At 58.2% G+C, this 16,113-nt stretch carries 14 protein-coding genes; 6 read left to right on the top strand and 8 right to left on the bottom strand.

The annotated features are described in order from the left end of the window. Positions 1-27: 27 nt before the first annotated feature. Positions 28-2,091: a molecular chaperone HtpG gene (htpG, locus tag ALFI_RS15180; protein WP_014776468.1), complete on the top strand. Its 2,064-nt coding sequence runs from the start codon at positions 28-30 to the stop codon at positions 2,089-2,091. A 153-nt stretch (positions 2,092-2,244) separates the two neighbouring features. Here the strand turns inward: htpG and ALFI_RS15175 are convergent, their stop codons facing one another. From ALFI_RS15175 to ALFI_RS15145, 7 genes are read right to left on the bottom strand one after another with little or no spacing between them, the layout of a single operon-like run. Then, the gene (locus ALFI_RS15175) at positions 2,245-2,658 is read right to left on the bottom strand and encodes an acyl-CoA thioesterase (RefSeq protein ID WP_009598976.1); all 414 of its coding nucleotides are present in this window, start codon (positions 2,656-2,658) and stop codon (positions 2,245-2,247) included. A 3-nt stretch (positions 2,659-2,661) separates the two neighbouring features. Next, positions 2,662-3,399 (bottom strand): FAD synthetase, encoded by a 738-nt coding sequence (locus ALFI_RS15170; RefSeq protein ID WP_014776467.1) that lies wholly within the window; start codon positions 3,397-3,399, stop codon positions 2,662-2,664. Positions 3,400-3,423: 24 nt separating this feature from the next. After that, a complete protein-coding gene (locus ALFI_RS15165) occupies positions 3,424-4,080 on the bottom strand; it encodes a redox-sensing transcriptional repressor Rex (protein ID WP_014776466.1) in 657 nt (218 codons plus the stop codon). A gap of 7 nt (positions 4,081-4,087) precedes the next feature. Continuing rightward, positions 4,088-5,923 carry a LysM peptidoglycan-binding domain-containing protein gene (locus ALFI_RS15160; protein ID WP_014776465.1) on the bottom strand — a complete coding sequence of 612 codons (1,836 nt, stop codon included), beginning with the start codon at positions 5,921-5,923 and terminating at the stop codon, positions 4,088-4,090. Continuing rightward, entirely contained in the window at positions 5,920-6,687 is a 768-nt protein-coding gene (locus tag ALFI_RS15155) for a 3'-5' exonuclease (protein ID WP_014776464.1), read from the bottom strand. The genes ALFI_RS15160 and ALFI_RS15155 overlap by 4 nt, the downstream gene beginning before the upstream one ends. A gap of 11 nt (positions 6,688-6,698) precedes the next feature. Next, entirely contained in the window at positions 6,699-7,823 is a 1,125-nt protein-coding gene (gene dnaN, locus ALFI_RS15150) for a DNA polymerase III subunit beta (protein WP_009598983.1), read from the bottom strand. Positions 7,824-7,862: 39 nt separating this feature from the next. Continuing rightward, positions 7,863-8,744, bottom strand: coding sequence for a nucleoside phosphorylase (locus tag ALFI_RS15145; RefSeq protein WP_208854107.1), 882 nt, complete (start codon positions 8,742-8,744; stop codon positions 7,863-7,865). 111 nt (positions 8,745-8,855) lie between these two features. Here ALFI_RS15145 and glmM point away from each other — a divergent pair, with 111 nt between their 5' ends. Genes glmM through ALFI_RS15125 form a run of 4 tightly spaced genes read left to right on the top strand, consistent with a single transcriptional unit; the run spans position 8,856 to position 12,870 of the window. Further along, positions 8,856-10,247, top strand: coding sequence for a phosphoglucosamine mutase (gene glmM, locus ALFI_RS15140; protein ID WP_014776462.1), 1,392 nt, complete (start codon positions 8,856-8,858; stop codon positions 10,245-10,247). Between the two features lie 10 nt (positions 10,248-10,257). After that, positions 10,258-10,698 (top strand): copper resistance protein NlpE, encoded by a 441-nt coding sequence (locus tag ALFI_RS15135; protein ID WP_014776461.1) that lies wholly within the window; start codon positions 10,258-10,260, stop codon positions 10,696-10,698. 12 nt (positions 10,699-10,710) lie between these two features. Beyond that, entirely contained in the window at positions 10,711-12,078 is a 1,368-nt protein-coding gene (locus ALFI_RS15130; RefSeq protein WP_014776460.1) for a dipeptidase, read from the top strand. A 9-nt stretch (positions 12,079-12,087) separates the two neighbouring features. Next, positions 12,088-12,870: an inositol monophosphatase family protein gene (locus ALFI_RS15125; protein WP_014776459.1), complete on the top strand. Its 783-nt coding sequence runs from the start codon at positions 12,088-12,090 to the stop codon at positions 12,868-12,870. Between the two features lie 154 nt (positions 12,871-13,024). Here the strand turns inward: ALFI_RS15125 and ALFI_RS15120 are convergent, their stop codons facing one another. Continuing rightward, entirely contained in the window at positions 13,025-13,993 is a 969-nt protein-coding gene (locus tag ALFI_RS15120) for an IS110 family RNA-guided transposase (RefSeq protein ID WP_014774638.1), read from the bottom strand. Positions 13,994-14,207: 214 nt separating this feature from the next. Between ALFI_RS15120 and glmS the strand changes: the two genes are divergently transcribed. Next, entirely contained in the window at positions 14,208-16,052 is a 1,845-nt protein-coding gene (gene glmS, locus ALFI_RS15115) for a glutamine--fructose-6-phosphate transaminase (isomerizing) (RefSeq protein ID WP_009598971.1), read from the top strand. The last annotated feature ends 61 nt before the right edge of the window (positions 16,053-16,113 follow it).

Here is a 16,113-nt window from a genome sequence, read left to right as displayed (position 1 = left end):
AATCAAAATACAGCTAAATATAAAACTATGAAAAACGGCAAAATCGGGGTTACGACGGAGAATATCTTCCCCGTGATTAAAAAGTTCCTCTATTCGGACCATGAAATTTTCCTGCGCGAGCTGATTTCCAATGCGGTCGATGCTACCCAGAAACTGAAGACGCTTTCGTCGATCGGCGAAATGAAGGGCGAGCTGGGCGACCTGACGATTCACGTCGCCGTGGACAAGGAGGCCAAAACGCTGACCGTGACCGACCGCGGTGTGGGCATGACCGCCGAAGAGGTGGACAAGTATATCAACCAGATCGCCTTCTCAGGCGCCGAGGAGTTTATGGAGAAGTACAAGAACCAGTCGATCATCGGTCATTTCGGACTGGGCTTCTACTCGTCGTTCATGGTGGCCGACAAGGTCGAGATCTTCACCAAATCCTATAAGAAAGAGGCCAAGACCGTGCATTGGAGCTGCACCGGCACGCCCGAATTCGAAATGGAGGAGACCGATGCGGAGCATGACCGCGGCACGACGATCGTCCTGCATCTTTCGGAGGATTCGCTGGAGTACGCCGAAAGTTCGAAGGTCGAGGAGCTGCTGCGCAAATACTGCCGGTTCCTGCCCGTGCCCATCGCCTTCGGCAAGGTCAAGGAGTGGAAGGACGGCAAGTACGTCGATACCGACAAGGACAACATCATCAACAACGTCGATCCGCTTTGGACGCGCAAACCCGCCGACATTACCGAGGAGCAGTACAAGGAGTTCTATCATGAGCTATACCCGCTGAGCGACGAGCCGCTGTTCTCGATCCACCTGAATATCGACTATCCGTTCCACCTGACGGGCATCCTCTATTTCCCGAAGATCCACAACAACTTCGAGATACAGAAGAACAAGATTCAGCTCTATTCGAATCAGGTGTATGTGACGGATCAGGTCGAGGGCATCGTGCCGGAATACCTGACGCTGCTGCACGGCGTGATCGACTCGCCCGACATTCCGCTCAACGTGTCGCGGAGCTACCTGCAGAGCGACTCCAACGTGAAGAAGATTTCGAGCTACATCACCCGCAAGGTCGCCGACCGTCTGCAGGAGCTGTTCAACACCATGCGCGCGGACTACGAGGCGAAGTGGGACGATCTGAAAATATTCATCGAATACGGCATCCTCACCGACGAGAAGTTCTCCGAGAAGGCGCAGGAGTTCATGCTCTGGAAGAACATCGAGGGCAAGTATTTCACGCCTGCGGAGTATCTGGAGAAGGTGAAGGAGAACCAGACCGACAAGAACAAGACGGTCGTCTTCCTCTATGTGGACGATCCCGTGGAGAAGCACACGTTCCTCGAAGCGGCCAAGGCCAAGGGGTACGACGTGCTGCTGATGGACGGTCAGCTGGACAACCACTATATCAACTGGTACGAGTCGAAGAACAAGGAGACGCGTTTCGTGCGTGTGGACAGCGACGTGATCGACAAGCTGATCCAGAAGGAGGAGAATATCAAGATGTCGCTCACCGAAGCCCAGCAGGAGCTGCTGCGCCCGGTATTCGAGAGCCAGATGCCCAAGGACGACAAGATCCATTACAACATTTCGTTCGAGGCCATGTCGCCCGACGAAGCGCCCGTGGTCATCACGCAGAACGAATTCATGCGCCGTATGAAAGAGATGGCCGCGATGGGCGGCGGAGGCGGCATGAGCCAGTTCTACGGACAGATGCCCGACAACTTCACCATTGCGGTAAACGGCAACCACCCCATCGTCGCCGACATTCTCTCCGACGCGGAGAAGGCCTATGGCGACAAGCTGAAGTCGATCACCAAGAAGATCGACGCGGCGGTCGCCGAGGAGAACCGCTTCGACGAGGTGGTGAAGGGCAAGAAGGAAGATGAGCTGACTCCCGAAGAGAAATCGACGCGCGAGGAGCTGTCGAAGAAGATCGTCACGCTGCGCGACGAACGCGACCAGCGGCTGCGCGAGATCGGCGGCGAAAACCGGCTCGTCAAGCAGATCATCGACCTTGCGCTGCTGACCAACGGCATGCTCAAGGGCAAGAACCTGACCGACTTCATCCAGCGTTCGATTTCGCTGATCGAAAAATAGCCGAAGTCGCGTTCCGGAAAAAAGAACCGCATCCCGATGGGTGCGGTTCTTTCGTATGCGGTGTTTTTCAGTATCGTTCCGTTGGAGTCTCCGCCATTGCGTCGCTCCGGAGCCTTGCCGTAGCGGGAATCATCGGAGGTGTCGCTGCCGCTTCTACTCCTCCGTCCACTTGTTGGTGACCAGCTGCAGGAACCAGTCGGGAACGCGGCACGGGCGGCGCGTGTCGCTGTGGATGAAGCCCAGCTGCGTCATGCCCGTATTGAGCAGGTCGCCCTTTTCGTTGTAGATTTCGTAGAAGAAGTTGATGCGGGCCGTGGGAAGCTCTTTCAGCATGATGCGTACGGTGAGCAGTTCGTCGTAATAGGCCGGACGGTGGTATTTGGACTGCACCTCCAGAATCGGCATCATGATGCCCCGCTTCTCGACCTCGGCGAAAGACATGCCCAGCCAGCGGAGCAATTCGCTGCGCGCGGCTTCGTAATAGCAGATATAGTTCGAGTGGTGGCAGATCGCCATCTGGTCGGTATGCTTGTACCAAACCCTTATTTGACAGTCGTAACTCAGCATGGTTTAAAATGTTATGACGACACGCCCTTCGGGCAGTATGTCGCGGGTTATCAGTTCCTGAGCGGCATCGACCGTGAGCCGGGCCGGCTTGCCGTTGATGTGTGCGTCGTATTCGCCCGGAGGGGGCAGGAGTTTCAGCGGATCGTCCACCCGGATGCGGTTCCGCTGCGCCCGGCCGATTACCAGATAGGGGTGCGACAGCAGATGCGCGGCGCGCGCCATTTCGCCCTTTTCGACCAACCGCCGGATCACCGTCGAACTTACTTTTTCGGCGTCCACGTCGCATTCGGAAACCTCTATTACGCGCAGGCCGAATCCGTGGCTGTCCAGATAATCGTAACTGCCCTGCTTGTTGTGTCCGAAGCGGTGGTTGAAGCCTACGACGAGCGTTTCGGCTCCCGTATGGCCTACGAGACAGTCGCGGACGAATTCGTCCGGAGCCAGCCGGCTGAAGGCTCTGTCGAAGGGGATGATGACCAGATTGTCGATCCCCAGCCGTTCGAGGAGGCAGATTTTCTCGTCGAGCGTCGTCAGCAGGCGCAGGCCGTCGGCCTTGCCGAGCGTGATGCGGGGATGCGGCTCGAAGGTGAATACGATGCTTTCGCCGCCCTGCCCGCGGGCCGCGGCGGTCACGGTGCGCAGCAGTTTCAGATGGCCGCTGTGCACGCCGTCGTACGATCCGACGGTCACCGCCGGATGCGTGAAATGCGGAAGCGCTTCGAAACCGTGAAAAACCCTCATTGCTCTCTCTCCTGCCGCTCTTTTTTAGGTGTTGCTGCTGTTTTTCTCTTCGTTCTCCTTAACGAAATAGGCTACCTTTTCGAGCAGCGTGGTGATGTCGTAATTCTCGACCACGATGCCCTGCGGAAAGTTCAGCGGCGTGGAGGTGAAGTTCAGCACGCCACGGATTCCGGCGTTGATGATCGGAACGACCAGACTCGGCGCCACCTGCGTCGGCGAGGAGACGATCACGATGCTGATGTCCTTGTCCTCGACGACCTCTTCGAACGTATCCATGTGGTAGCACGGAATGCCGTCGATGGTCTTGCCGACCTTGCCGGGATCGACGTCGAACGCGGCGGTGATTTTCAGCTTGAGTCCCTTGCCGTTGAAATATTTGGTGATGGCCTGTCCGAGGTGTCCCATGCCCAGCACGGCGATATTCATCTGCGAGGGGCTGTCGAGGATTCGGCTGATGTATTCGATGAGCACCTGCACGTCGTACCCTTTCTTCGTGTCGCTCGAAAAGCCGATCAGCATCAGGTCGCGCCGGACCTGCACGGCCGTGATGCCGTGGATGCCCGCCAGCACGTGCGAGAAGATATGCGTGATCCCCTGCTTGTGGCTGGCCAGCAGCGTGCGGCGGTATTCGCTCAGGCGCTCGATGGTTTTTTCGGGTATTGCGTTTGTCAAAGATGCCATGGTCTTACTATTCGACGGTTATCGTGAAATCGCTGTTGTAGTTGACTCTCATCCAGCTGCGGTTGACGTGGTTGTGGCGCTCCTCGCTCTGCCCGAATAGGTAGGAGGTCTGAAGGGGCGTGTAGCTCCGGCCTTCCATGTCGTATTCGATGTCGTTGTACATCGCGGGGCAGAAGACCGCCGCCGCATCGTAGCCGCGGTACGAGAAGAGCGTGGGCAGCGACCCGAAGGAGCGGATATAGGCGCTGTCGAAGTCGAGAATCGTCTGCGAGTCGCGCTTGGCGTGGTAGGTCGAGATGAAGATCACGCGGTCCTTGAAGAACATCGTGCGGTCGATGTTGTTCATGCGGTTCCAGCGCGTATTGCCCAGCACGACGAACCGGGGGGCCGTGCGGCCGCGGCTCGATATGTTGGTGTCGGCCGAAGCGATGGCCGCCAGAATGCGGTCCACGTCCACCTCGTTGTCGGACATGACGATGAATACGTTGTCGGCGCCGTTGTCCAGCAGCGGCGTCAGATCGCCTGAATTGCTGTTCGTGCGGGCCGACGGATGGACATATTTATAGGTGTGCTTCTTATAGTCCGAATCGCCGAGCAGCGTCAGCATCTCCTGCTCGAACTCCTTGTCCGTACTTTCGGTGTAGATCAGCGTTACCTGCCGGTCCCCGTTCACCAGTTCGGCGGCCTTCTCCCATTTGTGCGCCGGGTCGGGCGCCATCTGGAACAGCACGTCGCTGTTCATGCCCGTGATGTTGGCCAGCGGCGAAACGACGGGCACGTTGTGCTCCTCGGCGAACCGGATGACCGGATACAGCCCCTCCTCGTAGACCGGACCGATGATCAGGTCGGTATTGCGGAAGGCGTCGCTCTCGGTGATTTCGCGGATTTTCTCCGCATCGCGGGCCGTGTTATACAGACAGACGTTCACCGAATAGCCGTATTTGGTCTTCACGCTGTCCAGTCCGAGCAGGAATCCCTGATAAAACTCCAGATAGCTGGGATTGGGGGTGCCGGCGTCCATCGGCAGCAGCAGGGCGACATTGAGCGTCGCACTACGGCGCAGTGCGCGGAATTCGATCTCCTTCACCCTGTTGTCGGCGGAGAGGTCGGGGACGGAGTCCGCGCGCACGGTGTCGGCAGGCTGCCGCTCCCCGGCGGCCAGCTCTTCGGGGGAACCCGGAACCTTGATGATCGCTCCGGCTTTCAGGTCGGCGGGTTTCAGCCCTCCGTTGAGCGAGCCGAGCTGCTCTTCGGTGATGCTGAAGCGGCGTGACAGCGAATAGAAGGTTTCGCCCGGCTTGACCATATGATAGGCATAGCCCTCCTCGGCGACGCTGTTGAGCGTATTGCGGTAGGCTTCCCACTGCTCCTTGGCGCCGGCCTCGTCTTCGGAGCCGATCTCCTTCTTGCGGATCAGGATGCGCTCTCCGAGCCGCAGGTTGGTCGGATCGAGACTCGGATTGTCCTCGATGACGGTCTGGATCGGGATTTCGTACTTGCGCGAAATGGCGTACAGGGTTTCGCCCTGCGCGACGGTGTGGGAGTCGAAGGTCCTGCGCAGCTTCCGCTCCGACTTGGGTTCGGGCACGGCCGTCACGAAAGGTATCTTGACGTTCTCCCCCGCCTTCAGCCCGCCGCCTGCCGACGGATTGTACTGAAGAATCACCTTCTCGCCCACCTCGTACGCCTTAGACAGCCCGTAAAGCGTTTCGCCGGGCTGCACCGTATGGATGTAGAATTTCGAGCCGTTGATGTAAACGATCGTTCCCGACTTCTGCACCGCGAAGGCGCACACGCTCAACAGGAGCAGCAAGACTGTCGCACAAAGTCGCTTCATCGTCATTTCAGTTTTTCGCGCATGCGGATTTCGGTGATGACCTTCTTGGTGTAGAGCGGGAAATCGCCGTTCATCATCCATGCGTAATAACTCGGTTCCATGCGGAAGACCTCCTCCACGCTGCGGCCCTTGTATTTGCCGAATCCGAAGACCTCCTCGCCTTTTTCGTTGAAGAGGATGCGTCCGGCGTAGTCGGCCGTTTCGGCGCGGGTCGAGAATTCGGCCAGCTTGTCGATGTCGTTCTCCAGATCGGGATAACGATCCAGCTGGGCCTTGAGCACCTCGTAGGTCGCCAGCGTGTCGGCCTCGGCCGAGTGTGCGTCGTCCAGATCCTTGTCGCAGTAGAACTTGTAGGCCGCCACCAGCGTGCGCTGCTCCTTCTTGTGGAAGATGTTCTGCACGTCGATGAATTTGCGGCGCTTGAAGTCCACGTCCACTCCCGCGCGCAGGAACTCCTCGACCAGCACCGGCAGGTCGAAGCGGTTCGAATTGAACCCTCCGAAGTCGCAGCCGCGGATAAACTGTTCGAGCGATTTGGCGACCTGCGCGAAGGTCGGGCAATCCTTGACGTCCTCGTCCGTAATGCCGTGGATGGCGGTAGCCTCCTCCGGAATGTGCATTTCCGGATTGAGCTTGCGGGTTTTGACGATCTCTTCGCCGTCGGGCATGATCTTGGCCATCGAAATCTCGACGATGCGGTCTTTGGCGGTGTCCACGCCGGTCGTTTCGAGGTCGAAGAAGATGATCGGGCGCTTGAGGTTTAACTTCATCTGAGGGGCCGTTATGCGTTGATCATCATCGGCATGAGCAGCATGAGCGTCGAGCTTGTCTGCTTGTCGTCATATACGGGTTTGAAGACGCCGGCACGGGTCGAGTCGGCCAGTTCGATCACCACGGTCGGCGTGTCCATGTTCGAGAGTATCTCGACGAGGAACGTCGATTTGAAGCCGATCGTGATCTCCTCGCCGTCGTAGCTGCACGAAATGGTCTCGTTGGCCGACACCGAGAAGTCGATGTCCTGCGCCGTGAGGTTGATCCGGTTGTCGCCGATGTCCATGCGGATCAGGTTGGTGGTCGGATTCGAGCAGACCGCCACGCGCTTGATGCCGTTCACCAGCTCGACGCGGTCCACCAGCACCTTGTTGGGGTTGTTGGCCGGAATCACGGCGTTGTAGTTCGGGTAGTTGCCCTCGATCAGACGGCAGACGAGCGTGTGGCTCTTGAGCTTGAAGAGCGCGTTTTTCGAGTCGAAGCTCATCTCGATGGCGTCGTCCTCCTTCAGCAGCACCGATTTGAGCAGGTTGGCCGGTTTCTTGGGCAGGATGAACGAAGCCGTGACCTCGTTCGCGGTCTCGGACTCGTACTTCACGAGCTTGTGCGCGTCGGTGCCCACGAACGTCAGCGCGCCGGGCGCCAGATTGATGTAGATGCCGTTCATCACGGGACGCAGTTCGTCGTCGGCCGTGGCGAAGATCGTCTTGTTGATGCCGTTGACCAGCGTATCCACGTCCATGCTCAGCTCCTTCTTCTCGGCGCTCAGCTGCGGTACGGCGGGATAGCTCACGGCGCTCGCACCGGGAATCGATAGCGAACCGCTCTTCCAGTTGATCGTGATTTCCCAATTCTTATCGTTTACGTCGATGGTCAGCGGCAGTTCGGAGAACTCCTTCAGGGAGTCGAGCATCAGTTTGGCGGGTGCGGCGATGGTTCCCTCGCTCTCCACGCTGTCTACCGTAATGGAGCCGATGAGCGTCGTTTCGAGGTCCGAAGTCGTGACCTTCAGTTCGTTGCCGCTCAGCTCCATCAGGAAGTAATCCAAAATGGGAAGCGTGTTCTTATTGCTGATAACCTTGCCGGTGGTAGCCAGAAGCGAGAGCAGGGCCGAGCTTGATACTGAAAATTTCATACGTTTGTTTCCTTTCTTTATTTTCTGTTATGGTTTCTGTTATTCTAAAACTGCGAGTTTGTCGAGCGCCGTGGAGATCATCTTGCGCACGAAGGGTTTGTAGTCCGTATCGACGTTCTGGGCGATGCGCTGGGCGATGATCGTGCAGATCGTGGCGGCGCGGTGGCCCATCAGGGCCGCCAGACCGGCCAGCGCCGAACCCTCCATTTCGAAGTTGGTGATGCGGCGTCCGTGGTAGTCGAACGATTCGATCTTCTCGTTGAGCCGCGCGTCCTGCGGTTCGAGGCGCACCCAGCGGCCCTGCGGCGCATAGAAGCCCGGAGCGGCGATGGTGATGCCCTCGCGCGTCACGTCGCGGAAATGCTCGAACAGCGTCTTGTCGGCGTCGATGAAGTAGGGCTTGGGAAGCAGTTCGTTCCAGCCGACGTGCTCCATGAAAGCCTTTTCGATGGCGAGGTCGCAGACGTCGTTGCGGCCCTTGTAGTAGTTCAGCAGGCCGTCGAAGCCCACCGACGTGCGCGAGAAGACGAACTCCCCTACCTTGATGTCGGGCTGGATGGCGCCCGAAGTGCCCAGACGCACCAGCGTCAGCTGCCGTTTCTGCGCCTTCTCCTGCCGGGTGGCGAAATCGACGTTGGCCAGCGCGTCCAGCTCCGTGACCGAGATGTCGATGTTGCCGATGCCGATGCCCGTCGAAAGGACCGTCATGCGTTTTCCCTTGTAGGTGCCCGTTACGGTCTTGAATTCGCGGTTGGAGACTTCGCACTCTCTGGTGTCGAAAAATTCCGCAACCAAGGCCACGCGGCCGGGGTCTCCGACGAGAATCACCGTGTCGGCGAGCTGCTCCGGCAGCAGGTGCAGGTGGAAAATCGAACCGTCGTCGTTGATAATCAATTCGGAAGCAGGAATCGTTCTCATAATAGTCGTTTTTTAATTTTCATAATTGGCATAAAAGTAATATATTTACCTCGAATATCAAAACTTCGAAGACAATTTTTCATAAATATATGTATAGATAAACCTCTTTAAAATATGACACTCATCAAATCCATTTCCGGTATCCGCGGCACGGTGGGCGGGGCGCAGGCCGAGAACCTGACGCCCCCCGACGTCGTGAAATTCACCACCGCATACGCACGTCTGATCGCCGAGCGGAATCCCGGCAAAAAACTTACCATAGTCGTAGGCCGCGACGCCCGTATTTCGGGCGAAATGGTCTCCGATCTGGTCGAGGGCACCCTGCTGGCCTGCGGCGCCGACGTGATCAACGTCGGGCTTTGCACCACGCCGGGCACCGAGATGGCCGTCATCACCAAGCGGGCCGACGGCGGCATCATCATCACCGCGTCGCACAACCCGCGTCAGTGGAACGCCCTGAAGCTGCTCAACTCCGACGGCGAATTCCTCACCGACGCCGAGGGCAAGCGCGTGCTGGCGATGGCCGAGGAGGAGGGCTTCGAGTACCCCGGCGTGGACGGCATCGGGCATGTGCTTTCGCGCGAACCGTTCAACCGGACGCATATCGAGCAGGTGCTGGCGCTTCCGCTCGTGGACGCCGAGGCGGTCCGCAAACGCCGCTTCAAGGTGGTCGTGGACGCCGTGAATTCCGTGGGCGGCATCGTGATGCCGGAGCTTCTGCGGCGGCTGGGGTGCGAAGTCGTGGAGCTGAACTGCGACCCGACGGGCGAATTCGCCCACAACCCCGAACCGCTGCCCGAAAACCTGACCGGAATCGCGGAGACGATCCGCCGCGAGAAAGCCGATCTGGGCATCGTCGTCGATCCCGACGTGGACCGGCTGGCGCTGGTCAGCGAGGACGGCTCGATGTTCGTCGAGGAGTATACGCTGGTTGCCGTGGCCGACTATATTCTGTCGAAGAATCCGGGCGGCGACACCGTTTCGAACCTCTCCTCGTCGCGGGCGCTGCGCGACGTTACCGAACGGCACGGCGGCAAATACTCCGCGTCGGCCGTCGGCGAGGTGAACGTGGTGGCCAAGATGAAGGAGACGGGCGCCGTGATCGGCGGCGAAGGCAACGGCGGCGTGATCTATCCGGAGTTGCACTACGGCCGCGACGCGCTGGTCGGGACGGCACTCTTTTTGACGTGGCTCGCCCACAAGGGGATGACCATGACGCAGCTGCGCGCCACCTACCCCTCGTACTTTGCCTCGAAGAACAAGATCGAGCTGACGCCGGCGATCGACGTGGATAAAGTACTGCGTGAGATAAAGGAGCGTTATGCCAGTGAAAACGTGAACGATATAGACGGCGTTAAAATCGACTTCGCGGAAAATTGGGTACACCTGCGCAAGTCCAATACCGAGCCGATCATCCGCGTCTACACCGAGGCGAAATCCATAGCGGAAGCCGATGCGCTGGCGCAGCGTTTCATCGGCGAGATAAAAGCGATATGCAACATTTAATTTATAGATTATGAAAAGTGGAATTTTGATCCTCGCGGCGGCCGCCCTGCTTGCGGCCTGCGGCGGAAATACACAGAAAAAAGCTGCTTCCGGCGGTGCCGAAACCGTCGCCGAAGCGCCCGACATGCATACGGCCGAGACCTCGCTCGACTATCAGGGCACCTATGCCGGAACGCTTCCGGCAGCGGATTGTCCGGGCATCGAGACCCGTCTGACACTGAAAAAGGACGGCACTTTCGACCTGCACATGAAATACATCGACCGTGACGCGGAATTCGATACGAAGGGCGGCTACTCCGTGAGGGGCAACCTGCTGACCCTGACTCCCGAAAACGGCGAGGGCGTCGAGTACTACAAGGTCGAGGAGAACCGCCTGCGCCGGCTCGACGCCGACAAGCAGCCCGTGACGGGTCCGCTGGACGAAAACTACGTATTGAAGAAGACCGAATAACACCCCGGAAAAATGGATAAAGTAAAGAAATATATAGACGCAAATAAAGATCGCTTTATCAGCGAGTTGTTCGACCTCCTGCGCATCCCTTCGATCAGCGCGCAGAGCGAGCACCGGCCCGACATGACGCGGTGCGCCGAATGGCTGGCCGCGGCGCTCGTGAAGGCGGGCGCCGACCATGCCGAGGTATTTCCCACCGAGGGCAATCCGGTGGTTTACGCCGAGAAGACGGTCGATCCCAAGGCCAAGACGGTATTGGTCTACGGTCATTACGACGTGATGCCCGTCGATCCGCGCAGCGAGTGGCGGACCGAGCCGTTCGAGCCGGTCATCCGCGACGGCCGTATCTGGAGCCGCGGCGCGGACGACGACAAGGGCCAGCTGTGGATGCACGCCAAGGCGTTCGAGGCGATGTGCGCCGAGGAGTGCCTGCCCTGCAACGTGAAATTCATGCTGGAGGGCGAGGAGGAGATCGGCTCGCCGAGTCTCTACAAATTCTGCGAGCAGAACAAAAAGATGCTCAAGGCCGATATTATATTGGTATCGGACACTTCGATGATCTCGATGCAGACCCCCTCCATCACCTGCGGCTTGCGGGGCTTGGCTTACATGGAGGTCGAGGTGACGGGACCCGACAAGGACCTGCATTCGGGGCTGTTCGGCGGTGCGGTCGCCAATCCCGCCAACGTGCTGACGCGCCTTGTGGCGCAGTTGGTCGATGCTGAGGGGCGCGTGACGATTCCCGGCTTCTACGACGACGTGCGCGAACTCACTCCGGCCGAGCGCAAGGCCTTCAACAAGGCGCCGTTCAGCCTCGCGGCCTACAAGAAGTCGCTCTCGATCGGCGACGTGGAGGGCGAAGCGGGCTACACGACGCTCGAACGTACGGGCGTGCGTCCGTCGCTCGACGTGAACGGCATCTGGGGCGGCTATATCGAGGAGGGCACCAAGACGGTGATCCCGTCGAAGGCGTCGGCCAAGATTTCGATGCGGCTGGTGCCGAATCAGGATTACCGCAAGATCAGCAAGCTGTTCGAAAAATATTTCAAATCGATCGCACCCAAGAGCGTGAAGGTCACGGTCAAGTCGCTGCACGGCGGCATGCCCTACGTCGCGCCGACCGACATGCCGGCCTACAAGGCGGCGGAGAAGGCCGTGGCGGAGACTTTCGGCAAGAAACCCCTGCCCTTCTATTCGGGCGGCTCGATTCCGATCATCAGCGGTTTCGAGTCGATTCTGGGCATCAAGTCGCTGCTCATCGGCTTCGGACTGGCCGAAGACGCGATCCATTCGCCCAACGAGAGCTACGGACTCGAACAGTTCTACAAGGGCGTCGAGACCATTCCGCTGTTCTACAAGTATTTCGCGGAGCAGAAGTAGCGCGCGGCCATGTATCGGGAATTTCTCGATTTCATCTTTCCGCTCGCCGAAGGCGCCGGAAAGATCCAGCTCGCCTACTTCCGGGGCGACGATCTGGCGATCCGCACGAAATCCAATGTCTACGACGTCGTTACGCGCGCCGACAAGGAGAGCGAAGCCTACATCGCCGCGGCGATTCTGGAACGCTGGCCCGACCATGAGATACTGGGCGAGGAGGGCGGTTCGATGGGGCGTGCCGGGAGCGATTACCGCTGGGTGGTCGATCCGCTCGACGGCACGACGAACTATAGTCAGGGGCTTCCTGTTTTCTCGGTTTCGATCGCCCTGCAATACCGGGGCGAGACGATCGCCGGAGTTGTCTACGCGCCCTACCTGAACGAGCTGTTCTGGGCGTCGAAAGGCGGCGGGGCTTATATGAAGAGCCGCTCAGGCGAGGTGAAGCGGCTGCACGTCTCCGACAAGCAGACCCTCGCCACGTCGGTCATCGCCACCGGATTTCCGTATGACAAGGACGTCAATCCGGACAACAACAGCGACAACGTCGCGCGCATCATCCCCTACGTGCGGGACGTGCGGCGGCTGGGGTCGGCGGCCTACGACCTGAGCTGTGTCGCGGCGGGACTTCTGGACGGTTATTGGGAGCTGGATCTGCACGAGTGGGACGTGTGCGCCGCGAATCTGATCGTCCGGGAGGCCGGGGGCGTCGTTGCGGACTTCAGGCCCGACCGCGGAGTGTCGCAGGCCGCGGGCAATGAAACGCTCGTGCGGGAGATTCTGAAATATGTCATTTAAGCACCGGTTTCGGTGCTTTTTTTCTTATTTCGGGGTGTCCGAATATCGTTTTTAAAATATTTTCTTATTTTTGACGGGATAAAAATGCTGAAAGAATTACGAACTATATTAAAAAATGCGGAAAAAGAGTAATAATATCGGAGAATGGTTCCTACTAAGGTCTGTTGGAGACGAATCCGTCGATATACTCTTTATCGTGCGCGACAACAGCAAAAGCCTGCCTGATGAGCTTGTTTGCGACAGCGATCATAGCGAGTTTTCCCGATTTTCCGTTTTGCCTGAGCCTCGTATAGGTCTCTTTGCATTGGGCATTGAACCTACTGGCAGGCCAAGCGGCGATATAGAGAAGTCCTCTAGTGTATGCGTCTCCGTTTCGGTTGATATGCCCTTTGATGTTTACCGAAGTTCCGGACTGTTCGTAAGTGGGACAAATTCCGAGATACCGGGACACCTGCTTGGCATTTTGGAAGTAGGTAAAGCCTCCAGTAGTGATGATGAGCGCCGTGGCAAGCGTTATGCCTATCCCTTTGATGGTCGTCAGCAGCGCGAGTTGTCGGCTGAACTCCACTTCGACAAGATCCGTGAGTTCCGCCTGGAGCCTGTCACGCTTCTTTTCAAGGAACTTGATAGTTTCGTCTACGGTATGAGTTGCACCTTTGTCCGGGACAGGCAGACATGCAAGAGAGCCACGAAGGTTCGACATGGCGGTAATCTGCTTAGTAAGTTGGCGAATGACGGTTCTTTTCTGTCGGAGCCGCAGGATGGCCTCTCCCTGTACCTTGAAAGGACGCGGGTTCATCTTCTCTCCGTACAAGGTAATGAGTCGTGCATCGCTCTTATCGGTCTTGACCGTAGAGAGCAAGGCTTTGGCGAAGTTCTTTACCTTCAGCGGATTCTCCATGCTGACAGTAATTCCGGCGACATTGAGCATATACAGCAGCAAGGCGCTGTAATTCCCTGTCGCCTCCATAACACAGTGGATACTGCCGTCTTTGGGGAGAGTCCCGATAAACTGTCTGATACCAGCGGTCGTGTTGTTAAAAGTACGGATCTCCCCGCCTTTGTCGGAGGAGTAAGCTACCACGAATGTAGCCTTGCTCACGTCGATTCCAATGTACCTCATGGCCGTTCATTTTTTGGTTTTAACGACATCGCTTACATCTTGGTCCTTCATTGCGAATACGGGCTCAGACACCTTACGAACTATCCGGATTCTGATGTAAAGAGTATGGGGTCAGAACATAATTCCCGGTTTAGAAAACCAATGAGAGATCGGACTTATTCCATACTCTGATGTCTTAACTATTCAAATTTAATTAACTAATTACAAATATACAATGTGTGGGATTGTAGGATATGTCGGCGGGCGCGAAGCCTGTCCGATCCTGTTGAAAGGTTTGCACCGGTTGGAATACCGCGGTTACGACAGCGCGGGTGTGGCGATGGTCGATGAGGACGGTGCGCTCAACGTTTACAAATGCAAGGGCAAGGTCTCGGACCTCGAACATTTCCTCGCGGGGAAGGAGCTGGGCGGAAATATCGGCATCGCGCACACGCGCTGGGCGACGCATGGTGTCCCGAACGACGTCAATGCCCATCCGCACTGCTCCGAGTCGGAGAATATCGCCCTGATACACAACGGAATCATCGAAAATTACCGGGTGCTGAAAGATGCGCTCGAAGAGAACGGCTACACGTTCCGCAGCAGCACCGATTCGGAGGTGCTGGTGAACCTGATCGAATATATCCGCTCGACCAACGCCTGTTCGCTGCTCGAAGCCGTGCAGCAGGCGCTCCGTCAGGTGGTCGGCGCCTATGCTATCGCCGTGGTCGAGAAGAACAACCGCGACGAGATCATCGCGGCGCGCCAGAGCAGCCCCATGGCCATCGGCATCGGTCGGGGCGAGTACTTTCTCAGTTCCGACGCCGCGTCGATCATCGAGTATACGCAGGATTTCGTCTACGTGAACGACGGGGAGATCGCCGTTATCAACCGCAACAAGCCGCTGAAAATCGTCACGCTGGACAACCACGAAGGCAAAATAGACATCAAGAAGCTGCAGATGAGCATTTCGCAGCTCGAAAAGGGCGGCTATCCGCATTTCATGCTCAAGGAGATTTACGAGCAGCCCAAGACCATCGTGGACTGCATCCGCGGCCGCATCAACCCCGAAACGGGCGAGGTGAAGTTGTCTGGCGTGATCGACAACCGCAGGAAATTCCTCCAAGCCCGCCGCATCATCTTCGTGGCGTGCGGTACGTCGTGGCACGCGGCGCTGATCGGCGAACACCTGATCGAGAATATCTGCCGGATTCCGGTCGAAGTGGAGTACGCTTCGGAGTTCCGCTACCGCAATCCGGTCATCTACGAGGACGACATCGTGATCGCCGTGTCTCAGTCGGGCGAGACGGCCGACACGCTGGCCGCCGTCGAACTGGCCCGCAAGGCCGGGGCTTTCGTCTTCGGCATCTGCAACGTCGTAGGCTCCTCGATCGCCCGCGCCACCCATTCGGGCGCCTATATCCATGTGGGACCGGAGATCGGCGTGGCTTCGACCAAGGCATTTACGGGGCAGGTGACCGTGATGGCGATGCTGGCGCTGGCCGTGGGCCGCGAGAAGGGCGCCGTGACGGAGGAGTACTACCGTGAGGTGGCGAAGGGCCTGCTGGAACTTCCGGCCGTACTGGAAGAGGTGCTGAAGCTCGGCCCGCGGATCGAAGACCTCTCCAAGATCTTCACCTACGCCCACAATTTCATCTATCTGGGCCGCGGCTACAACTACCCCACGGCGATGGAAGGCGCGCTCAAACTGAAGGAAATCTCCTATATTCACGCCGAGGGCTACCCCGCCGCCGAGATGAAACACGGCGCGATCGCGCTCATCGACAACGAAATGCCGACGGTCGCCATCGCCACGCCGGACAATACCTACGAAAAAACGGCCAGCAACATCGAGGAGATCCGCGCCCGTGGCGGCAAGATCATCGCCGTGATCGCCCGCGACGATACGCACGTGCGCCGCAGCGCCGATTACACGATCGAGGTTCCGGTGATAACCGACTGCCTGATGCCGGTCGTCGTCTCGGTGCCGCTGCAGCTGCTGGCGTACTATATCGCCGTAAACAAGGGCCGCAACGTGGACCAGCCGCGCAATCTGGCCAAGTCCGTGACGGTGGAATAGCCCCGGCACCGGAAAATAGCTGAACATGGAAATCCCCGCAGCCGTACGCGGCTGCGGGGAT

Source organism: Alistipes finegoldii DSM 17242, from assembly GCF_000265365.1.
Classification (GTDB): domain Bacteria; phylum Bacteroidota; class Bacteroidia; order Bacteroidales; family Rikenellaceae; genus Alistipes; species Alistipes finegoldii.
This window is presented reverse-complemented; position numbering and strand designations above follow the sequence as displayed.

Excerpts from the sequence above, each read along its gene's own strand:
- htpG (WP_014776468.1), top strand. The coding sequence starts at position 28 with ATGAAAAACGGCAAAATCGGGGTTACGACGGAGAATATCTTCCCCGTG.
- ALFI_RS15175 (WP_009598976.1), bottom strand. The coding sequence starts at position 2,658 with ATGCTGAGTTACGACTGTCAAATAAGGGTTTGGTACAAGCATACCGAC.
- ALFI_RS15170 (WP_014776467.1), bottom strand. The coding sequence starts at position 3,399 with ATGAGGGTTTTTCACGGTTTCGAAGCGCTTCCGCATTTCACGCATCCG.
- ALFI_RS15165 (WP_014776466.1), bottom strand. The coding sequence starts at position 4,080 with ATGGCATCTTTGACAAACGCAATACCCGAAAAAACCATCGAGCGCCTG.
- ALFI_RS15160 (WP_014776465.1), bottom strand. The coding sequence starts at position 5,923 with ATGACGATGAAGCGACTTTGTGCGACAGTCTTGCTGCTCCTGTTGAGC.
- ALFI_RS15155 (WP_014776464.1), bottom strand. The coding sequence starts at position 6,687 with ATGAAGTTAAACCTCAAGCGCCCGATCATCTTCTTCGACCTCGAAACG.
- dnaN (WP_009598983.1), bottom strand. The coding sequence starts at position 7,823 with ATGAAATTTTCAGTATCAAGCTCGGCCCTGCTCTCGCTTCTGGCTACC.
- glmM (WP_014776462.1), top strand. The coding sequence starts at position 8,856 with ATGACACTCATCAAATCCATTTCCGGTATCCGCGGCACGGTGGGCGGG.
- ALFI_RS15135 (WP_014776461.1), top strand. The coding sequence starts at position 10,258 with ATGAAAAGTGGAATTTTGATCCTCGCGGCGGCCGCCCTGCTTGCGGCC.
- ALFI_RS15130 (WP_014776460.1), top strand. The coding sequence starts at position 10,711 with ATGGATAAAGTAAAGAAATATATAGACGCAAATAAAGATCGCTTTATC.
- ALFI_RS15125 (WP_014776459.1), top strand. The coding sequence starts at position 12,088 with ATGTATCGGGAATTTCTCGATTTCATCTTTCCGCTCGCCGAAGGCGCC.
- ALFI_RS15120 (WP_014774638.1), bottom strand. The coding sequence starts at position 13,993 with ATGAGGTACATTGGAATCGACGTGAGCAAGGCTACATTCGTGGTAGCT.
- glmS (WP_009598971.1), top strand. The coding sequence starts at position 14,208 with ATGTGTGGGATTGTAGGATATGTCGGCGGGCGCGAAGCCTGTCCGATC.